This window comes from Streptomyces sp. GL_148 (assembly GCF_057834205.1).
Genome location: NZ_CM174396.1, coordinates 2,274,861 through 2,294,591, shown reverse-complemented (window position 1 = coordinate 2,294,591; position 19,731 = coordinate 2,274,861). Strand labels below are relative to the sequence as shown.

Sequence of the window (19,731 nt, the reverse complement as noted above, 5' to 3'; positions counted from 1 at the left end):
TCAGCCTCCCTGGACCGCGGTGAGGACCTCGACGCGGTCGCCGTCGGTCACGGAGGTGTAGGGCCACTGGCCGCGCGGCACCACGGTCTCGTTGAGGGCGGCCGCGACCCCCTTGGTGGCCTCGGTGAGGGTGGCGACCACCGTGGCGAGCATGGTCCCGTCCGCGATCTCGCGCGGCTCGCCGTTGACGGAAATGGTCATGCGAACGACTCCTGTCGCGTGAGGGTGGGCGTGAGGGCGAAACGGCGCGGGGTGAAGGGGCGGGCGATCTCCGGCAGTTCGCCGGTGGTCAGCAGGTCCGCCATCACGTCCCCGGTCAGCGGGGTCAGCAGGACCCCGTTGCGGTAGTGCCCGGTGGCCAGGTGCAGGCCGGGGAGTTCGGTCGGGCCGAGGAGGGGGGCGTTGTCCGGCGATCCGGGCCGCAGCCCGGCCCGGGTCTCCACCAGGGGGAGTTCGGTGATCCCGGGCACCAGTTCGTGGGCGTCGCGCAGGAGTTCGTAGACCCCGCCCGCGGTGACGGTGGTGTCCCAGCCGAGTTCCTCGCTGGTGGCGCCGAGGACGAGTTCGCCGTTCTCGCGCGGCACCAGGTAGACGTGGCTGCCGCGCACCACGGCCCGTACGGTCCGCGACAGGAACGGCGCGTAGGACTGTGGCACCGCGAGGCGTAGCACCTGGCCCTTGACCGGCCGTACGGGGGCCACGGCCTCGGGCGGTACGCCGTCCAGCCGGCCGCTGAGCGAGCCCGCCGCCAGCACCACCTGGTCGGCGCGCAGCTCCGTACCGTCCGCGTCGTCGAGGACCGCGCCGCCAGCCCGGTCGGCGGTGGTCAGCAGCCGCGCCGCCCCGGCGCGGTGCAGGGCGACCCCGGCCCGTTCGCAGGCGGCCAGCAGGGCGGCCGCGAGGCGGCGGGGATCGACCTGGTGGTCGCCGTCCACGCGCAGGCCGCCGCGTACGCCCGGAGCCAGCATCGGTTCCAGGCGGCGGCACTCGCGGCCGGTCAGCCACTCGGACTCCAGGCCGCAGCGGCGCTGGAGGGCGTGCAGTTCGCGCAGGTGCAGCCGGTCGTCGGCGTCGAGGGCGACGGCGAGGGTGCCGCAGGCGCGGTAGCCGATGTCCATGCCGCCGCTGGCTTCGGCGAGCTCGGCGGCGAATTCGGGGTAGCGGGCGGCGGAGGCGAGGTTGAGCCCGAGCAGGGTCTCCTCGCCGTAGTGCAGCTCGGTGACGGCGGCCAGCATGCCGGCCGCGACCTGGGCGGCGCCACCGCCGGGGGCCGGATCGGCCAGCGCGGTGCGCAGCCCGCGCCGGGCCGCCCGCCAGGCGGTGACCAGGCCGATGATGCCGCCCCCGATGACGAGGACGTCGTAGCCGGGACTCCGGCCGTTCCTGGATGAATGCATGGGCGTCCAGCCCCTCCCTTCGCCGGCATGACCCGGATCAGGTTCGTACGGTCGGAGGCCGGCCAGCCTCCCTCTCAGCCCGGTGCGCCCGGACTCCCGCGATAGGTTCGGTGCCAGAGTAACGCCGAGGCCGACGGCCGGTAAGGCTGCCTCCCCGGTGCCGGTCCTCGCACGGCCCTCGAGACGTCCTCGCGCGCTCCCCGTTCGCTCCCCGGTAGGTCCCCGCCCGCTATTCCTGGCGGATCGTCAGTTGATTAGGGTGTGCCGCGTGAGCGAGCAGACGCAACAGCAGACGCAGCAGGCGGAGATCACTCGGCGCGGCGTGGTGATCGTCGGCGCCGGGATGGCCGGGGTCCAGACCGCGGTCGCCCTCCGGGAACAGGGCTGGACCGGCCCCGTCACCCTGCTGGGAGCCGAACCCCACCAGCCCTACGACCGGCCCCCGCTGTCCAAGGCGGTGCTCCTCGGCAAGGCCGAGGATTCGGCCTTCGACGTCGATTTCGAGGAGCTCGGCATCGAGCTCCGGCTGGGGGTCGAGGTCACCGGGCTGCGGGCCGCCGACCGGGAGGTGGACACCGAGGCGGGCCCGGTCCCGTACGAGTTCCTCGTGCTGGCCACCGGAGCCCTCCCGCTGACCCTGCCCGGCGCGGAGGGCGTCCCCGGGGTGCACCTGCTGCGCACCCTGGACGACGCGGCCCGGCTGCGGCCCGTACTGGCGGCCGGCTCGGCGGTGGTGGTGGTCGGCGCCGGGTGGATCGGCGCCGAATTCGCCACCGCCGCCCGCGAGGCGGGCTGCGCGGTGACCGTTGTCGAGGCGGCCGACCGGGTGCTGGCGGGCGCGCTGCCGGCCGAGGTCGCCGAGCCGATGGGACGCTGGTACGCCCAGGAGGGCGCCGAGCTGCTGACGGGCGTACGGGTCGCTTCAGTGGAGCCGGGCCGGGTCCTGCTGGCCGACGGGCGGGAGCTGCCGGCCGAGGCGGTGGTGGTGGGCATCGGCGCCCGCCCGGCCACCGGATGGCTGGCCGGGTCCGGCGTGGAGCTCGGCCCGGACGGCGCGGTCACCGCCGACGAGTGGCTGCGTACCTCGGTGCCCGGGGTGTACGCCGTGGGGGACTGCGCCTCCTTCCCGTCGGGGCGCTACGGGGCCCGGCTGCTGGTGCACCACTGGGACAACGCGCTCCAGGGGCCCCGGGTGGTGGCGGCGGACATCCTGGCCGGGGGCTCCGGTGAGCAGGTCTACGACCCGGTCCCGTACTTCTGGTCGGAGCAGTTCGGCCGCTTCGTGCAGTACGCGGGCCACCACGCCGGCGCGGACGCCCCGCTGTGGCGCGGCGACCCGGAGGCCGACACCTGGTCGGTGTGCTGGCTGCGGGAGGGCCGGCTGGCCGCGGTCCTCGCGGTGGGCCGCCCGCGTGACCTGGCCCAAGGGCGCCGCCTCATCGAAACGGGCGCCCTCGTGGACCCGGCGAAGGTCGCCGACCCGGCGATCGCGCTGAAGTCGACGCTCCTCGGCTGACCCGCCGGGGGCGGAGGCCGGGGCGGGGCCCGGCCCAGGCGGGCGAAGTCCCCTACCCCCCCTTCGCCCGTTCCCCGGGCTGCGCCCGGACCCGCCCCGGGGCTGTGCCCCGGACTCCGTGCGGGCTGCGCCCGCACCCGCCCCGCCCCAACCCCGCTCAGGGTTCCCCGGGCTGCGCCCGGACCCGTCCGGGGGCTGCGCCCGGCCCGCTCTGGCCTCCCGCCCGGCCCCGTCTTCGGCCCCGGAAACTGGGCCCCCGCGCCCCGGACGGGGTCGCTCGGGTACCGGCAGTCAGTCCGAGATGGCAGGCTTGTGCTCGTGACCGAGATTGACGCAAAGATCGATGCCCTTGTTCCCGCCTGGCTGTACCTCCCCGACATCGCGGAGATGCTCGACATCGAAGTGACCAAGGTTCGCCAGCTGGTCAAGGAGGGGCAGCTGCTCGCAGTGCGCCGCGGCGAGAACCGCTCCCTCCAGGTCCCCGCGGCCTTCATCGACGGAGACAAGATCGTCAAGGGCCTGGTCGGCCTGCTGACCGTCCTCCGCGACGACCGCTTCACCGACGCGGAGATCCTGGAGTGGCTCTTCACCGCCGACGAGACCCTGCCCGGCACCCCCGTGCAGGCACTGAGCGAGAATCGCGGCACGGAGGTGAAGCGCCGCGCTCAGGCGCTCGCCCTCTGACCTGATTCCGTCTCAAGCGCGGTGTGCGGGCCCCGGCCGGGGCCCGCACACCGCGTACGTACGTACGACACACCACCCGGGGGTACCCATGTCCGCCATCGCCGCCCAGCTGTCCGATGCCCGGCTCTACCTGTGCACGGACGCCCGCAAGCGGCAGGGCGACCTCCCCGAGTTCCTGGACGCCGTCCTCGCCGGCGGGGTGGACATCGTCCAGCTCCGCGACAAGGGCATGGAGGCGGGCGAGGAGCTGGAGCACCTCCAGGTCTTCGCCGAAGCGGCCCGCCGCCACGGCAAGCTGCTCGCCGTCAACGACCGGGCCGACGTCGCGCACGCCATCGGCTCGGACGTGCTGCACCTCGGGCAGGGCGACATCCCGGTACCCGCCGCCCGCGCCATCCTGGGCCGGGAGGTCCTCATCGGACGCTCCTGCCACTCCGAGGCGGAGGTCGACGCCGCCGCCGCCGAGCCCGGCGTGGACTACTTCTGCACCGGCCCCTGCTGGCCCACCCCCACCAAGCCCGGCCGGTTCGCCCCCGGACTCGGCCTCGTCCGCCACGCGGCCTCCCTCGCCCAGGACCGGCCGTGGTTCGCCATCGGCGGGATCGACGCGGGGAACCTGGACGAAGTGCTGGACGCGGGCGCCTCCCGCGTCGTGGTCGTACGGGCCCTCACCGAGGCCTCCGACCCCGGCGCCGCCGCCTCCGACCTCGCCAAGCGGGTCCGCGCCCGGCTCGGCTAGCAGGTCCCGGGCGGCCCCGGCCGCCCGCACCACGGCGCCCCGGCGTCTCATTTCCGCGTCCAGTCCGTGGACAACGCTTCGAGGGACACCGGACCGCGTCTAACCTCCCCGTATGGCCCTTGGTACCTCTTCCACCTGGTCGGACCGTGCACACACGGTCCGCGACCTCATCGCGTCCGGGCGCTCGTACTCCTTCGAGTTCTGGGCCCCCAAGACGGAGAAGGGCGAGCGCAACCTCTGGAACGCGCTGCGCCGGGTCGAGGCGGTGGCCCCGAGTTTCGTCTCCGTCACCTACGGGGCCGGCGGCTCCACCCGCGGCGGCACCGTCCGGGCCACCGAGCAGATCGCCGCGGACACCACGCTGACCCCGGTCGCGCACCTCACCGCCGTCGACCACTCGATCGCCGAGCTGCGCAACGTCATCGGGCAGTTCGCCGACGCGGGCATCCGCAACATGCTCGTCGTGCGCGGAGACCCGCCGGGCAACCCCATGGGCGAGTGGGTGCCGCACCCCGAGGGCGTGCACTACGCGGCCGACCTGGTCCGGCTGGTCAAGGAGTCCGGCGACTTCTGCGTCGGCGTCGCGGCCTTCCCCGAGATGCACCCGCGCTCCACGGAGTGGGACACGGACATCCGGCACTTCGTGGACAAGTGCCGCGCGGGCGCCGACTACGCGATCACCCAGATGTTCTTCGATCCGGAGCACTATCTCCGGATGCGCGACAGCGTCGAGAGGGCGGGCTGCGACACCCCGATCATCCCCGAGGTTATGCCTGTTGTGAACATCAAGCAGCTCGACCGGCTCCCGCAACTCAGCAACGCAATCTTCCCCGCGGCCGTGAAAGAGCGCATGCTCGCGGTCAAGGACGACGCGGCCGCTGTACGCTCCATTGGCATCGAGTTCGCCACGGAGTTCTGCGCGCGGCTGCTGTCCGAGGGTGTCCCGGGGCTGCACTTCATCACGCTGAACAATTCCACGGCGACGCTGGAGATCTACGAGAACTTGGGCCTGCACCAGCGGGCCTGACCGGCCGGCCCCGTTCCCCGCGCGGGCGGCCGTACCGAGAGGGGCCCCGCATGGGAATGACGGTCCTCTACATCGCGTTCGGTTTCGTCGCGCTGTGGCTGCTTGCCGAGGTCCTGATGCAGTACAAGGCCCGGCTGCGCTGGCGCCTGCTCGCCTTCGCCGGGTTCGCCGGCGTGGTCGCCGGCGTCGTGCTGCCGTCGGTGCTCGTCATAGGGACCGGCGCCGTCGCGTTCGCGCTGGGCCAGACGCTGGTGACCCTCTCCTTCCGCAAGGGCTTCGTGTCCGGCTGGGCGCTGCGCCGCGGCAAGGCCCCCGAGCCCGAGCTCCCGCAGAGCCGGCGCCGCCGGGCCGGGGGCGCACCGCGCCCGGAACCGGCCCTCGAGGTGACGGCCCTGGAGTACGGGTCCGACCCGGCCGAGGACGAGGACTCCGACGAGGAACCCGGTGCGTTCACCCCGGGGCCCGTCCGCGAACAGGTCCAGGAGTACTACCCCGCGCAGCCGGCCGCCGACGCGGCCGCTTCGTACGGGGTTCCCGGCGAGACCGCCGCCTTCGCCTCCCCGTTCGTCCAGGCCGAGCAGGACGCCCACCAGTACGCGGCGTACTACGACCCGCAGACCCAGGGCGGCTACGACTACACCACCGGCTATCCGGTCCCGGGCGAGCAGCAGGTCTACGCCGCCTACTCGGACCCGTACATCGGCACCGGCGGAGCCGTCGCCCCGCAGCAGCCGTACGGCTACGCGCCCCCGTACGGCGGCTACGCCCCGGACCCCTACGCCCCCGACCCGTACGCGACCGGGCAGCAGGAGCAGTACTCCATGGACACCCCGCCCGGCGGGGTCTGGGTCCCGCAGCAGCGCGACGTGAGCCAGCCCTACCCGGCGGAGGAGCTGCAGCAGCAGCCGTACCCGTATCCGTACCAGGGCACGGGCGAGTACGAGCAGTACCGCTACTGAGGCCTGATCCGGCCTACCGCGAACCGCGGAAGTCCGCGCCCTCCACGATCAGCCCGGCCACCAGGGCCCCCGTCATCCCGGCGTGGGCCAGCCCGCCGCCCGGGTGCGCCCAGCCGCCGGCCAGGTACAGCCCGGGCACGGCGGTGACGTTCGCCGGGCGCAGCAGCCGGCCCCCGGCCCCGGCCAGCGCGGGCGCGGGCACCCGGCCCTCCACCGAACCCGTCGCCGCCTCGACGTCGGCCGGGGTGCGCAGCTCGTGCCACAGCAGCCGCTCCCGCAGCCCGGGAACGGCCCGCGCGGCCGCCGTCAGCAGTTCCTCGGCGGACGGAGCGGGCGCGCCCGCCTCGGCCAGCACGGCGTGCACGGTGACCGCCTCGTGCTCGGCGTCCGGCCGGGTGGCCGGGTCGTCGGGGCGCAGCACGGTCACCGGGCCCAGCAGCGTGCGGTGCGCGGCGTCGGCGTCACGGGCCCCGCGCAGCGCGGCGAACAGGGTGTACCAGCGGGCGGGTTCCACCGTGCGGGCGGACGCGGAGTCCGGGGCGAGCGGGATCCGCAGCCGGCCGGGGTCGGCCGCGCAGACCACGTGGTCGGCCGCGACCTCGGTGCCGTCAGCCGTCACCAGCCCGGCCGCGCGGCCCTCGCGCAGGAGCACCTCGCGCACCTCGGCGCCGAACTCGAAGACGACCTTCCGCTCCAGGCACCGTTCGTACACGGCGGTGGCCAGCTCCCGGACCCCGCCGCGCACGTACCAACTGCCGAAGGTCTGCTCCATGTAGGGCAGCACCGCCGCCGAGGCGGGCGCGGTCGCCGGATCGACCCCGTACGCCCGTACGCGGGAGGTGAGCAGTTCGTCGAAGCCGCCGCCGCCGAGCTCGCGGGCGGCGACCTCGGCCAGCGTGGGCGGGCGGCGGCGCAGCAGGCCGCTCCCGCGCAGCGCGGGGTACGGATCGCGGCCCAGCGCGGAGCGGTCCGGGTGCAGCGGCTCCTCCAGGAGCGGCCGGCGGGTGGCGTCCCAGGCGTCGCGGGCACGGCCCAGGACCGCGCTCCAGCGGTCCCCGGAGCCGGGTCCGAAGGCCGCGTCGACGGCTGCGGCGGCGCCGCCGTGCGAGCCGCCGGGGAAGGTGAGCGTACGGCCGTCCGGGAGGAGGTAGCGGACGGCGGGGTCGATCTGGACCAGCTCCGCGCACTCCTCCAGCGGACGCTTGCCGGTCTTGACGAACAGATCGCGGTAGACGGCGGGCAGGTGCACCAGCCCGGGGCCGGTGTCGAAGACGAAGCCGTCGCGGGCGTACCGGCCGACGGCTCCGCCGTAGGTCGTCCCGCGCTCGTACACCGTCACTTGATGTCCGGCCACGGCCAGCCGTGCCGCCGTCGCCATCGCGCCCATGCCGGCGCCGATCACCGCAATGCGTGCCATGCCGCTGAGCCTATCGAGCGACGCGGGCGAGCTCGGCGGCGAGCCTCTTCTCCTCGCGGCGCTGGGCCCGGCGGCGCCGGAAGCGGCGGATCCGGGCCCAGAGGTAGATCAGCAGGGCGAGGCCGATGATCAGCAGAGCGGCGCAGATGATCGCGGCGGCCTCCGGATTGAACATCGCGAAGGTGACGATCCCGCCCACACCGAGGTCCTCGGCGGTGCTCATGGCGACGTTGCTGAACGGCTCGGGCGAGGTGTTGATCGCCATGCGGGTGCCGGCCTTGACGAAATGGCTGGCCAGGGCGGTGGAGCCGCCGACCGCGCCGGCCGTGATGTCGGAGAGCGAGCCGCTCTGCCCGGCCAGCAGTGCGCCGACCACCGCTCCGGACACCGGGCGGATCACGGTGTGGACGGTGTCCCAGAGGGAGTCGACGTACGGGATCTTGTCGGCGACCGCCTCGCAGAGGAAGAGCACTGCCGCCACGATCAGCACGTCGGTGCGTTGCAGGGACGCGGGGACCTCGTCGGTCAGGCCGGTCCTGCCGAAGATGCCGAGCAGCAGGACCACGGCGTATGCGTTGATCCCACTGGCCCAGCCGCTGGTGAAGACCAAGGGGAGCACACTCATCTGGTCATCAGGTCCCAGAAGCCGTGATCCGGCGCGGCCCCTCAGAATCCTTCCGGGGAACAGCGAAGGGACGGCCGCCTTCCGGCGGCCGTCCCTTCACCCGAGTCTGTCGGTGGGGCTACTGCCCCTGTTCGTCACGGCGGCGCTGCCACCGTTCCTCGATACGGGTCATCATCGACCGACGCTGCCGGTTCTGCCCTCGGGGCGAACCGCCTGCACTGTCGGAGGCGGGTTGCTCACCAGGCTTGGGTGCCTTGCGCCAACCGGTGACCACGAGCACCGTACAGCCCAGCATGACGAGGAATCCCACCACGCTGATCCACAGTACGTTCGGCACGATCACACCGGTCATGAGGAGCGCGATACCCACCACAATGCCTGCGACTGCCTGGTAAACCCGTCGCCGGGTGTACGTGCGCAGTCCGCTTCCCTCAAGCGCTGTAGCGAATTTGGGATCTTCGGCGTACAGCGCTCGCTCCATCTGCTCGAGCATTCGCTGCTCGTGCTCCGAGAGCGGCACGGGAGTCCTCCTCATCCGTCGGTCGCGGGGGGTAGCGACCAGGGGTCCCCTTCAGGATAGGCGGGGAATCGCCCCCGTGATACCCGCCCTCTACGCCACGTTCTAAAAACACTGCCCGTAAAAAGTACCGCTTGGGGAATGCTCAGCGCCGTCTTGAACGGCCCACTGAGGGCGTTATTCCCCAGAGGTCCGCTCGGCATGCCGGGCGCTGACCCCGATCATACGGGTCACGACGCCGGTTCGGAGGGTGAGTGGCGCACCGCGTTCCCCTCTGCTCCGCAGATCAGGCGGGCTTCTCGCCGAGGACGTGCAGCTGCGTGGCGACCGCGTGGAACGCGGGGAGCTCGGCGGCGGCCTCTTCCAGGCGCAGCAGGGCCTCGACGGCGCCCGGCTCGGTGTCGACCAGAACGCCCGGGACGAGGTCGGCGAAGATCCGGACGCCGTGCACCGCGCCCACGGCAAGACCGGCCTCGGAGACCAGGGCCGAGAGCTGCTCGGCGGTGAAGCGGCGCGGTACCGGATCGCCCGCACCCCAGCGTCCGGCCGGGTCGGCCAGGGCCGTACGGGCCTCCGTGAAGTGCCCGGCCAGGGCGCGGGCCAGGACGGCCCCGCCGAGTCCGGCGCCGAGCAGGCTGAGGATGCCGCCGGGGCGCAGGGCGGCCACCGCGTTGGCCACGCCCTCGGCCGGGTCGTCCACGTACTCCAGCACGCCGTGGCAGATCACCACGTCGTAGGACTCCCGCTCGACGACATCGAGCAGGCCCTGGGCGTCGCCCTGCACCCCGCGGACCAGATCGGCCACGCCGGCTTCGGCGACCCGGCGCTCCAGACCGAACAGCGCGTTGGGGCTCGGGTCGACCACGGTGACCCGGTGGCCGAGGTGGGCCACCGGCACGGCGAACTTGCCGGTACCGCCACCCGTGTCGAGCACGTCCAGCACGTCCCGCCCGGTCGCCTTCACCCGGCGGTCGAGCGCCTCCTTGAGGACCTCCCACACCACGGCGGTGCGGAGGGAGGCGCGGGGGCGGGAAGTGTCCGACACGGCTGATGGCTCCTCGGCACGTTGGTTGAGCGGTCGCTGCCCACCCTATTGCCTCTGGCTGCCGGGCAGGTCATCCCACGTCCGGATGCTCCGTACGCGGCAGCGGCAGGCCCTGGGCCGGGCCGGCCGGCGCCGGCGGGCGGAGCGCGAGCATCCGCTCCACCAGGCGCAGGAACATCGCGACGGCACGCACCAGATCGTCCGCGTCCCGGCCGGTGGCCGCGGCCGCTATGCCCGCCTCCGCCCGCGCCCGGCGGGCCGCTCCGGAGGCGAAGAGCGCGCTCCACTCGGTCAGTTCGGGCGCTATCTCCGGGAGCACCTCCCACGCGCTGCGGATCCGCGGCCTGCGCCGCGGGTGCACCGGCTCGGGCCGCCCGCGCGCGGCGAGCACGGCCGCGGCGGCGCGCAGCGCCGCGAGATGGGCGGTGGCGTACCGCTCGTGGGGCCGGGTCAGCCGGGCGGCTTCGGCCAGGCCCTCGTGGGCCTTGGCGAGCAGGTCGAGGGCGGCCGGTGGTGCGGCCGACTTCCGGGGGACGGGGTGGACAGGGGACGGGGACGGTGTGGCCATGACGAACCTCCTGTCGTTGCGTGCGCTTCGCGCTGCCTGGTGTAGCTGCTCCTACGAGTTGAGCTGTTCTTGCGTGTCCCCATCGTGACGGCCCCCACTGACAATCGCGCTGACCTGCGGTTTCGTGCCCGAGCCCGGGCTCGCGGCCGGGCAACTGCCGCCCTCTGTGCAGCGGATGCGGCCGGGGATGCTAGTTTTTGAACTGACTGGTCAGTTCAAAAGAAGGGGGAGGGCGTGGACAGCCCGCACGGCGCGGCCGTCAAAGCCGAGGACTTCGGAGTCAAGGGCCCGCGCGGCTGGGTGTTCCGGGGCGTCGGGATCGACGCGGCGCCCGGCTCGCTCATCGCGGTCGAAGGCCCCTCCGGGAGCGGCAGGACCTGCCTGCTCCTCGCCCTCACCGGCCGGATGAAGCCCACCGAGGGCCACGCCGAGATCGGCCGCCACCGGCTGCCGAAGAAGATGGCCGCGGTCCGCCGCATCGCCGCCCTCGGCCCGGTGCCCGGGGTCAACGACCTCGACCAGGCCCTGACCGTCGCCGAGCAACTGCGCGAGGGAGCACTCCTCCAGCGGCGCTACGACGGACCCGTCCGTGCCCTGCTCCGTCCGCGCGAGGAGCGCCGCGCCTCCACCGCGGCCCGGATCGACGCTGCGCTGGACGCCGCCGGACTGGACGTCGCCGCGCTGCCGAAGGGGCCGCGCACCTCCGTACGGGACCTGGAACGGCTGGAATCCGTACGGCTGTCGGTGGCCATCGCACTGCTCGGCTCGCCGCGCCTGCTGGCCCTGGACGACCTGGACCTCAAGCTCTCGGACGCCGAGCGCGCCGAGGCCTGGGACCTGCTGCGCTCACTCGCCGCCCGCGGGACCACCGTCCTCGCAGTGTGCAGCGAGGCCCCGTCCGACGCGACGGTCCTGCGCACCGGGCCGGCGGCCGCCACCGCCGACCCGGCCGCGGCACCGGTCGCGGGATCCGCCAAGGTGCCCCGCCCCACGGACTCCAAGGTCACCTGGGGCGTCCAGGCCACCGCCCCGCACGACTCCGACGACTCCGACGGCACAGACGGAACAGACGGCACCGACGCCGACGCCGCCGACTCTGACGACTCCGACGGCACCGACGCCACCGCTGACAGCGACGGCACCGCCGACGCCGGCATCACGGCCGCCGCCCACGACCCGCACGACACGAAGGGGGACGACGATGCGCTCGCCGAAGCTGGCCGCGCTTGAGCTGAAGCGGTTCGGGCGGGGGAAGCTGCCCCGGGCCGCCCTCGTCGCGCTGCTCCTGCTGCCGCTGCTCTACGGAGCCCTGTACCTCTGGTCCTTCTGGGACCCCTACAGCCGCCTCGACAAGGTGCCGGTCGCCCTCGTCAACTCCGACCGCGGCGCCACCGTCGACGGAAAGCAGATCGACGCCGGCGGCGAGATCACCCGCAAGCTGCACGACAGCAAGACCTTCGACTGGCGCGAGGTGAGCGCCGAAGAGGCGGCCGAGGGGCTGGAGAACGGCACGTACTACCTCTCCCTCACCATGCCCGCCGACTTCAGCGCGAAGATCGCCTCCAGCTCCGGTGAGGACCCCGCCACCGGAGCCCTCCAGGTCAAAACCAACGACGCGAACAACTACATCGTCGGCTCGATCTCGCGCACCGTCTTCTCCGAGGTCCGCTCGGCGGCGTCCACCAACGCCTCCCGCGGCTTCCTCGACAAGATCTTCGTGAACTTCTCCGACCTCCACGGCAAGACCGCCGAGGCCGCCGACGGAGCCGACAAGCTCACGGACGGCGCGGACAAGGCGCAGAAGGGCGCCAAGGACCTCGCCGACGGCCTGGACACGGCGAAGGAGAAGAACGGCGAGCTCACCGGCGGACTGAAGAAGCTGAACGTGGCGGCCGGACAGCTGGAAACGGGTACGAAGGACGTCGCGGCCGGCACCCAGAAGCTCGCCGACAAGGTCGGCGGCGTCGCCGAAAAGGCCCGCCCCTTCCTCAAGGACCCCAAGAGTCTCGCGGACAGCGCCGAACTCGTCGCCGACACCGCACGGGTCGTCAACAAGCACCTCGAAGCCTTCGCCAAGGCGGCCCCGGCCGCCGCCACCGTCACCCAGCGCGTCTCCACCGGCGCCGCCGACGTCTACACGAAGACCTGCACCACCGGTGCCAAGCCGCTCCCCGACACCTGCCCGCAGCTGAAGAGGCTCAAGGAGGACGCCGCCGAAGCAGCCGAACTCGCCGGTGACGTCAACACCCTGATCAAGGACGCGAACGGCGACCTCGGCACCCTCCACAGGCAGCTCGCAGACCTGGAGCGCGAAGCCCGCCTCCTCGTCACGAAGGCCCCCGGCCTCTCCGCGGACCTCGAAGCCGCGGTCACCCAGGTGAACGCCCTCAACGACGGCGCCCACAAGGTCTCCGACGGCATGGCCCGACTGCACACCGGCATCGGTTCCGCCACCAAGGGCTCCGGCGAACTCGGCACGGGCGTCGGCAAGCTCGGCGCCGGCGCGCACGACCTCGACGGCGGTCTGGTCAAGCTCGTCGACGGCAACGGCGAACTCGCCGGAGGCCTGCACGACGGCGCGGCCAAGATCCCGGCCTACGACCAGCAGCAGCGCGACGCCCGGACCGAGGTCATGGCCGACCCGGTACGGCTGGCCAACCAGTCCCTGCACAAGGCGCCCAACTACGGCACCGGCTTCGCCCCGTACTTCATCCCGCTCTCCCTCTGGGTCGGCGCGATGGTCGCCTACATGCTGATCGCACCCCTGAACCGGCGGGCGCTCGCCGCCGGGGCCTCGCCCTGGCGGATCGCCCTCGCGGGCTGGCTGCCCGTGGCCGGGATCGGCGCCGCGCAGGTGGGCGCACTGATGTCCGTACTGCACTGGGGACTCGGCCTGGAGATGGCCCGGCCCGCGCTGACCGTCGCCTTCCTGATGCTGGTGACCGGCTGCTTCGCCGCGATCGTCCAGTGGCTGAACGCCAAGTTCGGCGCGGCCGGGCGGATCCTGGTCCTGGCCGTCCTGATGCTCCAGCTGACCTCGGCGGGCGGCACCTATCCCGTCCAGACCAGCCCCGGCTTCTTCAACGCCATCCACCCCTACCTGCCGATGTCGTACGTGGTCGAGAGCCTGCGCCGGCTCATCACCGGCGGCGACCTCGCCCCGGTCTGGCAGGGCTGCGCGGTCCTCACCGCCTTCACGGCCGGCGCCCTCGCCCTCACCGCCCTGGCCGCCCGCGGCAAGCAGGTGTGGACGATGGACCGGCTGCGCCCGGAACTGAGCCTGTAGCCCGAAGGGACGGGTTGACCTGTGAGAATCAGCGCCATGGAAAGCAGCAGCACCGGTACGGCCGGGGGCGGCGCCCGCCGCCAGGCCACACGGCAGAAGCTCTACGAAGCGGCCGTCACCCTCATAGCGGAGCAGGGCTTCTCGGCGACCACGGTCGACGAGATCGCCGAGCGGGCGGGGGTGGCGAAGGGCACCGTCTACTACAACTTCGCCAGCAAGAACGACCTCTTCGAGGAGCTGCTGCGGCACGGGGTCGGCCTTCTGACCGAGTCCCTGCGGACGGCGGCGGAATCGACCGAGGCCAGGGGCGGGACCCGGGTCGAGGCGCTCGACGAGATGATCCGGGCCGGACTGGTCTTCATCGACCGCTACCCCGCCTTCACCCAGCTCTACGTCGCCGAGCTGTGGCGCACCAACCGGACCTGGCAGTCCACGCTGATGGTCGTCCGGCGGGAGGCCGTCGCCGTCGTGGAGACGGTGCTCCACGAAGGCGTGGAACGGGGTGAGCTCAGCGCGGAGATCGACGTGCCGCTGACGGCCGCGGCGCTGGTGGGAATGGTGCTGGTGGCCGCGCTGGACTGGCAGTCCTTCCAGAGCGAGCGGTCGCTGGACGACGTGCACTCGGCGCTGTCGCTGCTGTTGCGGGGCCGGGTGAGCGGGAACCGCTGACGGTTCCCGCTCCCGGTGACCCCCGATCGGCGGTGCCGCGGGGGTGGCGGGGCCGCGTAGAACTGGTGGGGCGGGTGAGTATCCGTACCTAGGCGCGGAAATGAGTACCTGCGCGGATGGGGTGCGGCATGTCGCCGCGCCAGACTGGGGGCAACGGACAGGGACCCGGTGCGCACCGCCGACACGGGGCGGCAGGTGCGGACCGGGTCTCTCTGGCCGACGGGGTGGGAACATGGCAGAGGCCGGGGCTCGGGGGGATCGAGCCCCGGCCTCGGCCGTGTTCCCGTTCCGGGTGGGATGCCCGGGGGGTAGGGGACAGCCCCGCAGGGCGCCGGCCTCCGCCCCGCCGTCAGCCGCGGCCGCGCAGGGGGAGCCGGGTGCGGAGGCGGGCCGTGGCCGAGGCCGCGCGGTCGGTCAGCGCCGACCAGCGGGCCGAGGCGGCCCAGCGCACGCGCACCGCCGAGCGGGGGAGGAACAGGGCCCGCAGCCGGGACCATCGGGAGACCCCCGCGAGGAGCCCCGCACGGGCCAGCCCCACGTCCTGCGCCAGGTCCCCGTACGAGGGCTCCGACCCCGGCGGGGCGTAGAGCGCTCGCTCCACCGAGCCCGCGACCCGGCGTACGGCATCGGCCGCCGCCGGATCCAGCCGGCCCAGGGACACCACCCGGTCCGCCGCCCCCCGGGGGGACAGCGCCTCGTCCGGGACGATCCCGACGTCCCACGCCGCGTCGCCCAGCTCCCGCCAGGCGGCCAGGACCTGCCCCGAACCGAGCCGCCGCGCGCGCAGCCGCCCGCGCCAAAGGAACGGCAGGAGCGGCAGGGCGAGGAGCAGGATGCCGGCGGCCGTCCAGGCGAGCACGGTGCCCGCCGAGGGCCCGTCGCCCCCCGCGCCCGTGTTCCGCTGCGCCGCGGCCGGACCGCACTCGCCCAGCTTCCTCAGGTCGGCGGGGCAGTCGTCCGCCGTCGTGGGCCTGGCCGAAGGCTGCGCCGCACTCGCGGACGGGGCCGACGTCGGCGCGTTCGGCAGCGTCTGCGGGGTCGTGGACCGGCTGTAGTCCGGGACCGTGATGCCCGAGCGGGGCGTCGGCTCGAAGCGGGTCCAGCCCACGCCCTCGAAGTACAGCTCCGGCCAGGCGTGCGCGTCCTGCATCGAGACGTTGACGACGCCGTCGGACTGCTTGACCCCGGGCGTGAACCCGACCGCGACCCGCGCCGGGATCCCGAGCGTGCGCGCCATCGAGGCCATCGAGAAGGCGAAGTGGACGCAGAAGCCCTCCTTGTCGGCGAGGAACTTGGCGATGGCCTGCGAACCCGTACCCGAGGACACCTTCGTGTCGTAGCGGAAGCCGCCGCTCACCGCGAAGTAGTCCTGGAGTTTGACCGCCGCCGAGTAGTCGTCCTTCGTGCCGCGCGTCACCTCGCGGGCCGTCTGGACGACGACCGCCGGCAGGTTGTCCGGCACCTTCGTGTACTCGGCCGCGATCTCGGGATTCGCCGCCGGCGCGCTGCGCAGCTGCTCCGCCGTCGGGTTCAGCAGCAGGCTGCGCACCGAGTACTGCACGCCCTGGGCGTTCTGGAACTTGTCCTTGCCCAGCTGGTCCCCGACGAGCGTCCGCCCGGCCGGCTCGAACCGCCACTTCCCGGCGATGTCCACCCCCGTCGCCGGATACGGCATCGGCAGGTAGCGCTGCGCGTACGTCTGCGCCGAGGAGATGAAGGTCTGGACCTCGGTCGCGCCGTTCAGCACTCTGTCGCTCACCCCGGGCGGACTCGGCATCCGCTTCGGGACGTCCGTCAGGGCACGCCCCGAGGCCTCCCACTTGACGCCGTTGAACTCGTCCAGCGCCAGGATCCGCAGGTACTGCTCGCTGAGCTGCGGGCTGTCCGTGCGGTACCGCAGCACCACCCGGTTGTCCTGGGTGTTCAGGCTGCTCTGCAGGGAGACCAGCGGATTGACCGCCTGGATCGACGGGCCGAGTCCGTTGCCCGCGCCCTCGCCCGCGCCGCCGCCCGGGCCCAGTACTCCGCTGCCCATCGAGGGCAGCACCACCGGCACCGCCAGCGCCAGACCCAGCGCGACCGCGCCGATCCGCCGCCCGGTGCGCACCGGGGCGAGCGCCTGTTGTCCGCCGCCGGAGGATCCGGCGGACACCTTCCCGCGCGGGGCAGCGCCGAAGACCCGGCCCCACTGCGCCAGCCGGTCGCGGCCCTCGGCCAGCAGGAGGAGGAGGTAGCCGCAGCCGGCCAGCAGGAAGGAGACCCAGGAGGCGCCGCCGGAGCCGGTGGCCGCGCCCGAAAGGCCCGCCGCCACCGAGTACAGCGCGAGCAGCGGCAGCCCGGCCGCGGCGGCCGTGCGTACGGTCACCGCCAGCAGGTCGACCAGCAGCCCGATCAGCAGCACCCCGGACACCAGCAGCAGCCGGATCCCGTCCGTCAGCGGCGCCGGCATCGAAAACTCGTTCACGTCCTGCACGCCCTGGCGGAACAGCGCGCCGAAGTCCGTCACGAGATAGTCCATCAGCCCGTCGCCGGCGACGGACTGCATCTTCCCGCCGAACAGCAGCATCAGCGCCAGCAGCGATACGAGGACCTGCGCCGCCACGGTCAGCGTCCGGGCCAGCGGCACCCGCCGCGCCCCCGCGCCCACCGCGCTCTGCAGCGCCAGCAGCGCCGCCGCCTGCGGCAGCCAGCCGGCCGATTCCACCAGCGGGTTCAGCGACCAGGCGGTGAACAGCGTCGCCAGAGCCGCGAAGACCGTCAGTCTCGCCCGCCCGCTCATCCCCAGCCCCCCGCCGAACCCGAACCGCCCGCCGCGGCGATCGGCGCGTTGCCCGCCTGTCGCCACAGTTCCCCGAAGGCCACCCCGGGCGGGGCGGCCAGCGCCGTCCAGCCCGCGTCGCGCAGCCCGCCCAGGCGCTCCGCCAGCGGAGGCAGCCCCTGCGCCATCACCGAAGCCAGCCCCGGCGGACGCCCGGACCAGTCGGCGGAGTCCAGCACGAAGGCGACGGCGCCTCCGCCGCGGCGGCACATCTTGGCCGCCATCCCCGTCTGTACGTCGTCCAGGTCTCCGAAGAAGGCGATGAGGAGCCCGTCCCCGCCGGCTCCGCCGAGACCACTGCCGGCGCCGTTGCTCCGTACCGCGTCGCAGGCCCGCGAGAGGCCCGCGCCGTCGGAGTGGCCGATCACCGCGAGGGTGTCCATCAACAGGCCCGCGGCCTCCGCGGACTCCTGCCCGCCGGAGGTGAAGCCGCCGCCCTCACGGGGCACGCAGTCACCGGTGTCGGTCAGCAGCCGCACGGAGAAGCCCTGCTCCAGCAGGTGCACCAGGGCCGACGCGGCGGCGGAGACGGCCCACTCGAAGGCGGAGTCGGGGCCGGCGCCCTCGTAGGCGAGGCGCCGGGTGTCCAGCACGACGGTGGCCCGGCTGCGCTGCGGCTGCTCCTCGCGGCGCACCATCAGCTCGCCGTAGCGGGCGGTGGAGCGCCAGTGCACGCGGCGCAGGTCGTCGCCGCGCCGGTAGCCGCGCGGGATCACGTCGTCCTCGCCCGCCAGGGCCAGCGAGCGGCGGCTGCCGTCGCCGTAGCCCGAGGATTCGCCGGTGAAGCGGACCACGGGCAGCGCCTCGGTGCGCGGGATGACGGTGAGGGTGTCGTAGGCGGAGAAGGAGCGGGTCAGCTCGACCAGCCCGAAGGGGTCGGTGAGGCGCAGCTGGAGCGGGCCCAGCGGGTAGCGGCCGCGCAGATCGGAGCGGACCCGGTAGGAGACCTCGCGGCGGCCGCCCGGCTCCACCCGGTCCAGGACGAAGCGCGGCCGGGGGCCCAGTACGTACGGCACCCGGTCCTGGAGCATCAGCAGCCCGGTCGGCATCCGGGAGGTGTTGTCGAGCCGGAGCTGCACCCGGGCCTCGGAGCCGGCGGGCACCCGCATCGGGGTCAGCCGCCGGGTGCCGGAGACCCGGTGGCGGGTGCGGTGCAGGGCCAGGACGCAGAGCAGCGGCAGCACGGCGAGCAGCAGCCCGACCCGGAGCAGCTCGGACTGCCCGAGGACGTACGCGCACAGCCCGGCGGCGATCCCGGCGGCCAGGAAGGACCGGCCGCGGGTGGTCAGCCCGGACAGCGACGCGCGCAGCCCGCCACCGTCCTGCGGACCCCGGCCGCCCGCGCCGTGCGGGGCGCCGGCGCTCATCAGAAGCCCCGGATGCCCGCGCCGGGCGGGATCTCGCCGCGCGAGGGCGCGGCCGGTACGGGGGTGCGCTGAAGGATGTCGGCGACGACCTGCTCGGCGGTGCGACGGCTCAGCTGGGCCTGTGCGGTGGGCAGCAGCCGGTGCGCGAGCACCGGTCCGGCCAGGGCCTGGACGTCGTCGGGCAGGACGTAGTCCCGTCCGGCCAGGGCGGCGGAGGCCTTCACGGCGCGCAGCAGGTGCAGGGTGGCGCGGGGCGAGGCGCCCAGGCGCAGGTCCGGGTGGCTGCGGGTGGCGGAGACCAGGTCCACGACGTAGCGCCGGACGGGCGGGGCCACGTACACCTCGCGGACGGCTTCGATGAGCTTGCCGATGTCGTGGGCGTGCGCGACGGCCGTCAGGTCGTCGAGCGGGGAGAGCCCGCCGTGCACGTCGAGCATCCGGAGCTCGGCCTCGGGGCTGGGGTAGCCCACCGAGACCCGGGCCATGAAGCGGTCGCGCTGGGCCTCGGGGAGGGGATAGGTGCCCTCCATCTCCACCGGGTTCTGGGTGGCGACCACCATGAAGGGGCTCGGCAGCGCGTAGGTGGTGCCGTCGATGGTGACCTGGCGCTCCTCCATCGACTCCAGCAGCGCGGACTGGGTCTTGGGGGAGGCGCGGTTGATCTCGTCGCCGATGACGATCTGCGCGAAGATCGCACCGGGCTTGAACTCGAACTCCCGGCGCTGCTGGTCGTAGATGCTGACGCCGGTGATGTCCGAGGGCAGCAGGTCCGGAGTGAACTGGATCCGCTGGACCGAGCAGTCGATGGACTTGGCGAGCGCCTTGGCCAGCATCGTCTTGCCGACGCCGGGAACGTCCTCGATCAGCAGGTGGCCTTCGGCCAGCAGGACGGTCAGCGCGAGCCGGACCACCTCCGGCTTGCCCTCGATCACGCTTTCGATCGATTCCCGCACCTGCTGCGCCGTGCTGGTCAGATCCGCGAGGCTCGCTCGGTCGTCATACGTGGTCACCTGGTTCTCCTCGACCCTTTCCCAGGGCCGGCGCCCCATGGCGCATGACCGGCCCACCCCGAAACACCTCAGAAATCAAGAGCACGG

18 protein-coding genes and 1 riboswitch are annotated in these 19,731 nt (G+C 73.5%); of the genes, 8 read left to right on the top strand and 10 right to left on the bottom strand.

The genetic code is table 11. The features are described from left to right. The gene (thiS, locus tag AC3IYI_RS10505) at nucleotides 1-201 is read right to left on the bottom strand and encodes a sulfur carrier protein ThiS (RefSeq protein WP_243330100.1); all 201 of its coding nucleotides are present in this window, start codon (nucleotides 199-201) and stop codon (nucleotides 1-3) included. Then, on the bottom strand, nucleotides 198-1,397 hold the full coding sequence (gene thiO / locus AC3IYI_RS10500; RefSeq protein WP_489409922.1) for a glycine oxidase ThiO: 1,200 nt from the start codon (nucleotides 1,395-1,397) through the stop codon (nucleotides 198-200). Before thiO ends, thiS begins: the two co-directional genes overlap by 4 nt. Then, nucleotides 1,395-1,507: riboswitch (TPP riboswitch) on the bottom strand. It overlaps the preceding gene by 3 nt. Nucleotides 1,508-1,665: 158 nt before the next feature. On the opposite strand from thiO, the gene AC3IYI_RS10495 reads away from it, so the two are divergent. The 5 genes from AC3IYI_RS10495 (at nucleotide 1,666) to AC3IYI_RS10475 (ending at nucleotide 6,322) form a co-directional block, all read left to right on the top strand. Next, nucleotides 1,666-2,913 (top strand): NAD(P)/FAD-dependent oxidoreductase, encoded by a 1,248-nt coding sequence (locus AC3IYI_RS10495; RefSeq protein WP_489409921.1) that lies wholly within the window; start codon nucleotides 1,666-1,668, stop codon nucleotides 2,911-2,913. Between the two features lie 318 nt (nucleotides 2,914-3,231). Continuing rightward, nucleotides 3,232-3,597 (top strand): Rv2175c family DNA-binding protein, encoded by a 366-nt coding sequence (locus tag AC3IYI_RS10490; RefSeq protein WP_327252328.1) that lies wholly within the window; start codon nucleotides 3,232-3,234, stop codon nucleotides 3,595-3,597. 88 nt (nucleotides 3,598-3,685) lie between these two features. Next, complete coding sequence (thiE, locus tag AC3IYI_RS10485) at nucleotides 3,686-4,336, top strand: thiamine phosphate synthase (protein WP_489409920.1); 651 nt, start codon at nucleotides 3,686-3,688, stop codon at nucleotides 4,334-4,336. A 112-nt stretch (nucleotides 4,337-4,448) separates the two neighbouring features. Further along, nucleotides 4,449-5,363, top strand: coding sequence for a methylenetetrahydrofolate reductase [NAD(P)H] (metF, locus tag AC3IYI_RS10480; RefSeq protein WP_489409919.1), 915 nt, complete (start codon nucleotides 4,449-4,451; stop codon nucleotides 5,361-5,363). 50 nt (nucleotides 5,364-5,413) lie between these two features. After that, entirely contained in the window at nucleotides 5,414-6,322 is a 909-nt protein-coding gene (locus AC3IYI_RS10475) for a hypothetical protein (protein WP_489409918.1), read from the top strand. Nucleotides 6,323-6,335: 13 nt separating this feature from the next. On the opposite strand, the gene AC3IYI_RS10470 is transcribed toward AC3IYI_RS10475, so the two are convergent. The 5 genes from AC3IYI_RS10470 to AC3IYI_RS10450 form a co-directional block, all read right to left on the bottom strand. After that, nucleotides 6,336-7,739 carry a phytoene desaturase family protein gene (locus tag AC3IYI_RS10470; protein ID WP_489409917.1) on the bottom strand — a complete coding sequence of 468 codons (1,404 nt, stop codon included), beginning with the start codon at nucleotides 7,737-7,739 and terminating at the stop codon, nucleotides 6,336-6,338. A gap of 10 nt (nucleotides 7,740-7,749) precedes the next feature. Beyond that, the gene (locus AC3IYI_RS10465) at nucleotides 7,750-8,364 is read right to left on the bottom strand and encodes a DUF4126 domain-containing protein (protein WP_489409916.1); all 615 of its coding nucleotides are present in this window, start codon (nucleotides 8,362-8,364) and stop codon (nucleotides 7,750-7,752) included. Between the two features lie 118 nt (nucleotides 8,365-8,482). Further along, a complete protein-coding gene (locus AC3IYI_RS10460; protein ID WP_489409915.1) occupies nucleotides 8,483-8,884 on the bottom strand; it encodes a DUF3040 domain-containing protein in 402 nt (133 codons plus the stop codon). Nucleotides 8,885-9,167: 283 nt separating this feature from the next. Further along, the gene (locus AC3IYI_RS10455; protein ID WP_243330119.1) at nucleotides 9,168-9,926 is read right to left on the bottom strand and encodes a class I SAM-dependent methyltransferase; all 759 of its coding nucleotides are present in this window, start codon (nucleotides 9,924-9,926) and stop codon (nucleotides 9,168-9,170) included. Between the two features lie 70 nt (nucleotides 9,927-9,996). Continuing rightward, entirely contained in the window at nucleotides 9,997-10,494 is a 498-nt protein-coding gene (locus AC3IYI_RS10450; protein WP_489409914.1) for an SAV_6107 family HEPN domain-containing protein, read from the bottom strand. 234 nt (nucleotides 10,495-10,728) lie between these two features. Between AC3IYI_RS10450 and AC3IYI_RS10445 the strand changes: the two genes are divergently transcribed. From AC3IYI_RS10445 to AC3IYI_RS10435, 3 genes are read left to right on the top strand one after another with little or no spacing between them, the layout of a single operon-like run. Then, complete coding sequence (locus AC3IYI_RS10445; protein ID WP_489409913.1) at nucleotides 10,729-11,724, top strand: ATP-binding cassette domain-containing protein; 996 nt, start codon at nucleotides 10,729-10,731, stop codon at nucleotides 11,722-11,724. Next, nucleotides 11,696-13,780 (top strand): YhgE/Pip family protein, encoded by a 2,085-nt coding sequence (locus AC3IYI_RS10440; RefSeq protein ID WP_489409912.1) that lies wholly within the window; start codon nucleotides 11,696-11,698, stop codon nucleotides 13,778-13,780. The genes AC3IYI_RS10445 and AC3IYI_RS10440 overlap by 29 nt, the downstream gene beginning before the upstream one ends. Before the next feature lie 36 nt (nucleotides 13,781-13,816). Further along, nucleotides 13,817-14,449 carry a TetR/AcrR family transcriptional regulator gene (locus AC3IYI_RS10435; protein WP_489409911.1) on the top strand — a complete coding sequence of 211 codons (633 nt, stop codon included), beginning with the start codon at nucleotides 13,817-13,819 and terminating at the stop codon, nucleotides 14,447-14,449. Nucleotides 14,450-14,798: 349 nt separating this feature from the next. Here AC3IYI_RS10435 and AC3IYI_RS10430 read toward each other — a convergent pair whose 3' ends face one another. From AC3IYI_RS10430 to AC3IYI_RS10420, 3 genes are read right to left on the bottom strand one after another with little or no spacing between them, the layout of a single operon-like run. Further along, the gene (locus AC3IYI_RS10430; RefSeq protein ID WP_489409910.1) at nucleotides 14,799-17,228 is read right to left on the bottom strand and encodes a transglutaminaseTgpA domain-containing protein; all 2,430 of its coding nucleotides are present in this window, start codon (nucleotides 17,226-17,228) and stop codon (nucleotides 14,799-14,801) included. Next, nucleotides 17,225-18,634 carry a DUF58 domain-containing protein gene (locus AC3IYI_RS10425; RefSeq protein ID WP_489409909.1) on the bottom strand — a complete coding sequence of 470 codons (1,410 nt, stop codon included), beginning with the start codon at nucleotides 18,632-18,634 and terminating at the stop codon, nucleotides 17,225-17,227. Before AC3IYI_RS10425 ends, AC3IYI_RS10430 begins: the two co-directional genes overlap by 4 nt. Further along, nucleotides 18,634-19,644, bottom strand: a complete 1,011-nt coding sequence (locus AC3IYI_RS10420) for an AAA family ATPase (RefSeq protein WP_489409908.1) — start codon at nucleotides 19,642-19,644, stop codon at nucleotides 18,634-18,636. The genes AC3IYI_RS10425 and AC3IYI_RS10420 overlap by 1 nt, the downstream gene beginning before the upstream one ends. Nucleotides 19,645-19,731: the final 87 nt, after the last annotated feature.

Coding starts and splice junctions, on each gene's coding strand:
- thiS (WP_243330100.1), bottom strand. CDS start 201: ATGACCATTTCCGTCAACGGCGAGCCGCGCGAGATCGCGGACGGGACC.
- AC3IYI_RS10465 (WP_489409916.1), bottom strand. CDS start 8,364: ATGAGTGTGCTCCCCTTGGTCTTCACCAGCGGCTGGGCCAGTGGGATC.
- AC3IYI_RS10475 (WP_489409918.1), top strand. CDS start 5,414: ATGGGAATGACGGTCCTCTACATCGCGTTCGGTTTCGTCGCGCTGTGG.
- AC3IYI_RS10435 (WP_489409911.1), top strand. CDS start 13,817: ATGGAAAGCAGCAGCACCGGTACGGCCGGGGGCGGCGCCCGCCGCCAG.
- thiO (WP_489409922.1), bottom strand. CDS start 1,397: ATGCATTCATCCAGGAACGGCCGGAGTCCCGGCTACGACGTCCTCGTC.
- thiE (WP_489409920.1), top strand. CDS start 3,686: ATGTCCGCCATCGCCGCCCAGCTGTCCGATGCCCGGCTCTACCTGTGC.
- AC3IYI_RS10425 (WP_489409909.1), bottom strand. CDS start 18,634: ATGAGCGCCGGCGCCCCGCACGGCGCGGGCGGCCGGGGTCCGCAGGAC.
- AC3IYI_RS10440 (WP_489409912.1), top strand. CDS start 11,696: ATGCGCTCGCCGAAGCTGGCCGCGCTTGAGCTGAAGCGGTTCGGGCGG.
- AC3IYI_RS10430 (WP_489409910.1), bottom strand. CDS start 17,228: ATGAGCGGGCGGGCGAGACTGACGGTCTTCGCGGCTCTGGCGACGCTG.
- AC3IYI_RS10470 (WP_489409917.1), bottom strand. CDS start 7,739: ATGGCACGCATTGCGGTGATCGGCGCCGGCATGGGCGCGATGGCGACG.
- metF (WP_489409919.1), top strand. CDS start 4,449: ATGGCCCTTGGTACCTCTTCCACCTGGTCGGACCGTGCACACACGGTC.
- AC3IYI_RS10450 (WP_489409914.1), bottom strand. CDS start 10,494: ATGGCCACACCGTCCCCGTCCCCTGTCCACCCCGTCCCCCGGAAGTCG.